This is a genomic window from Butyrivibrio sp. (assembly GCF_017433805.1).
In the GTDB taxonomy this organism is placed as follows: Bacteria; Bacillota; Clostridia; order Lachnospirales; family Lachnospiraceae; genus Butyrivibrio.
On the sequence record NZ_JAFRGN010000030.1, the window covers coordinates 1 to 2396 of the forward strand.

A 2396-nucleotide genomic window follows, 5' to 3' on the forward strand; every position below is an offset into this window, starting at 1 on the left:
ACTTCTGCCAATTTTATTCTCCAATAATGTAAATACAGTGTGTTGATGCTAAAAGTATCAACAGCACTGTATTCATAGTACTTAATTATTTAAACTGATATACAGTCACACAGTCATATTCTCTGTCAGGTCCAAAGATAGGATCTGGGAAGCCTGCCTGGTTAACTGAGTTAGGATAGAACTGAGTTTCAAGGCAGAAGCCATCTCTTGGCTTGTACTCTGTGTTTTCTTTACCAACCTTGCTCTTTAAGAAGTTACCAACATAGAGCTGGATTCCTGGAAGAGTAGTTGAGCATTTAAGTGTGATGCCGGTCTTAGGTGACTTAGCAAAAGCAGCCTGTCTAAGAGTTCCCTCAGCACCATCTACGCAGAAGTTATGATCATAACCACCTACGCACTGAAGCTGCTCTACATCTGCGTTGATATCCTGCCCGATCTCTTTAGCCTTAGTGAAATCAAAAACTGTTCCAGCAACATCTGCAAGCTCTCCAGTAGGGATAGCTGCTCTGTCGATAACTGGTGTGAACTTGGATGCATTGAGTGTAAGCTCGTGGTCGAGGATACTACCTGCATTATGTCCACTAAGATTGAAGTATACATGGTTAGTCATGTTGATGAGAGTCTTGGCATCACTTGTTGCATGGTAGTGAAGCTCAAGGTTGTTATCCTCATCAAGAGTGTATGTAAGAGTAAATACTCTGTTTCCAGAAAATCCCATATCGCCATCTGCTGATCTGAGAGTGAACTCTACGCAGTTCTCGCCCTCTTTAGCATCCCAGATACGCTTATGGAATCCGATAGCCATATCTGTATGAAGGTTGTTAGGACCATCATTTACTGGAAGATTAAATTCTTTTCCGTCGATAGAATACTTGGCACCAGCAATTCTGTTAGCTGTTGGGCCAACTGTTGATCCAAGGAAGCAATCATTGTCGAAATATGCCTCAGCTGTATCATAGCCAAGAACAACATCAACCTTGCCTCCGTCCTTAGTAGGAACGAATACATTTTTAATGGTACATCCATAGTTGAGGATAACTGCCTCTACACCACTACCGTTAGAAATGTGGTAAGCAAATACTTCCTCACCGTTTTGTGTCTTCCCAAACAACTCTTTTGTCACTGCCATTTCATCTTCCTCCTAGAAAAAAACATCAAGTCTACTGTTCAAATAATGATTATTGTGCAACACACATAAAATCTTACAGCTCAGTTCTGCCTTCCAAAGCTCTCAAAAGAGTAACCTCGTCGATATACTCAAGATCTCCTCCGACAGGAACTCCGCTGGCTATTCTGGTTACTTTGATGCCCGTTGGCTTAATGAGTTTGCTGATATACATTGCAGTTGTCTCACCCTCAAGACTTGAATTGGTAGCCACTATAACTTCGTCTACCTCCTGTGTCTGAAGACGCTGCATCAGCTCTGCCAGCCTGATATCCCCAGGGCCAACACCGAGCATAGGGGAAATAGCCCCATGCAATACATGATATACACCTTCAAACTTACCAGTCTTCTCATATGCTGCTAAATCTCTAGCATTTTCTACAACCATAATGGTCTTGTGGTCTCTGCTGGTATTGCTGCAGATAGGACAGATGTCATCATCGGTAAGAGTACAGCACTCTTTGCAATAATGTACATTCTCCCTTGCGTTAACAATGGAATCTGCCAGTCTCTGAACTCTGTCCTTGGGAAGTCCAATGAGATAAAAAGCCAGTCTCTGTGCAGATTTGCCGCCGATTCCAGGAAGAGAAGACAGCTCATCTATCAGCTTATTAATATGTCCGCTGTATAGCTCCATTAGAAAGGAAATCCTCCGCCAAGTCCGCCAGTCATCTTATTAACAAGTGCTCCACTAGCTTCATCAGCCTGCTTCATTGCCTCATTAACTGCTGCTACGATCATGTCCTGAAGCATCTCAACATCATCAGGATCAACAGCTTCTGGAGAAATAGTTACAGCCTTAAGCTGCTTGTTACCAAATACTGTAACCTCTACAGCACCGCCGCCAGCCTTAGCTGTGAACTCCTTGGTCTCGAGCTCTCTCTGGCTCTCCTCCATCTGGCGCTGCATTCTCTGCGCCTGCTTCATTAAATTGCTCATATTGCCAGGCATTCCGCCGCCTGGAAATCCACCTCTTTTTGCCATTGTTTAATTCTCCTTTTCAAAAAACAAAAAATATATAGATATACGAATTACTCCGTTTCACTATCTTCAGTTACTATATCAAACTTTATCGCCTGAAGGTCAACAAAATTTTCTTCAAAGGTCTGCTGAGCTTCCAGATATCTTGTCTCAAACTCTATATGCTTGCCTGTAGCATTGTCCAAGAAGTTCTGAAGCTCTTCCTTGGACTCACCCTTGGAATACTTGTCAGTAAGCTGTTTGTTATCCA

General features: G+C 42.8%; 3 protein-coding genes and 1 pseudogene. All 4 read right to left on the reverse strand.

What is annotated here, in order from left to right; genetic code table 11:
* Window positions 1–85 precede the first annotated feature (85 nt).
* Entirely contained in the window at window positions 86–1129 is a 1044-nt protein-coding gene (locus tag IJI01_RS07815; protein ID WP_292188323.1) for an aldose epimerase family protein, read from the reverse strand.
* Window positions 1130–1202: 73 nt separating this feature from the next.
* Window positions 1203–1802: a recombination mediator RecR gene (gene recR / locus IJI01_RS07820; protein WP_292188326.1), complete on the reverse strand. Its 600-nt coding sequence runs from the start codon at window positions 1800–1802 to the stop codon at window positions 1203–1205.
* The gene (locus tag IJI01_RS07825) at window positions 1802–2149 is read right to left on the reverse strand and encodes a YbaB/EbfC family nucleoid-associated protein (RefSeq protein ID WP_292188328.1); all 348 of its coding nucleotides are present in this window, start codon (window positions 2147–2149) and stop codon (window positions 1802–1804) included. Before IJI01_RS07825 ends, recR begins: the two co-directional genes overlap by 1 nt.
* Window positions 2150–2196: 47 nt before the next feature.
* Window positions 2197–2396: pseudogene (locus IJI01_RS07830) on the reverse strand (DNA polymerase III subunit gamma/tau); the annotation flags it as partial.

Excerpts from the sequence above, each read along its gene's own strand:
- IJI01_RS07815 (WP_292188323.1), bottom strand. The coding sequence starts at position 1,129 with ATGGCAGTGACAAAAGAGTTGTTTGGGAAGACACAAAACGGTGAGGAA.
- recR (WP_292188326.1), bottom strand. The coding sequence starts at position 1,802 with ATGGAGCTATACAGCGGACATATTAATAAGCTGATAGATGAGCTGTCT.
- IJI01_RS07825 (WP_292188328.1), bottom strand. The coding sequence starts at position 2,149 with ATGGCAAAAAGAGGTGGATTTCCAGGCGGCGGAATGCCTGGCAATATG.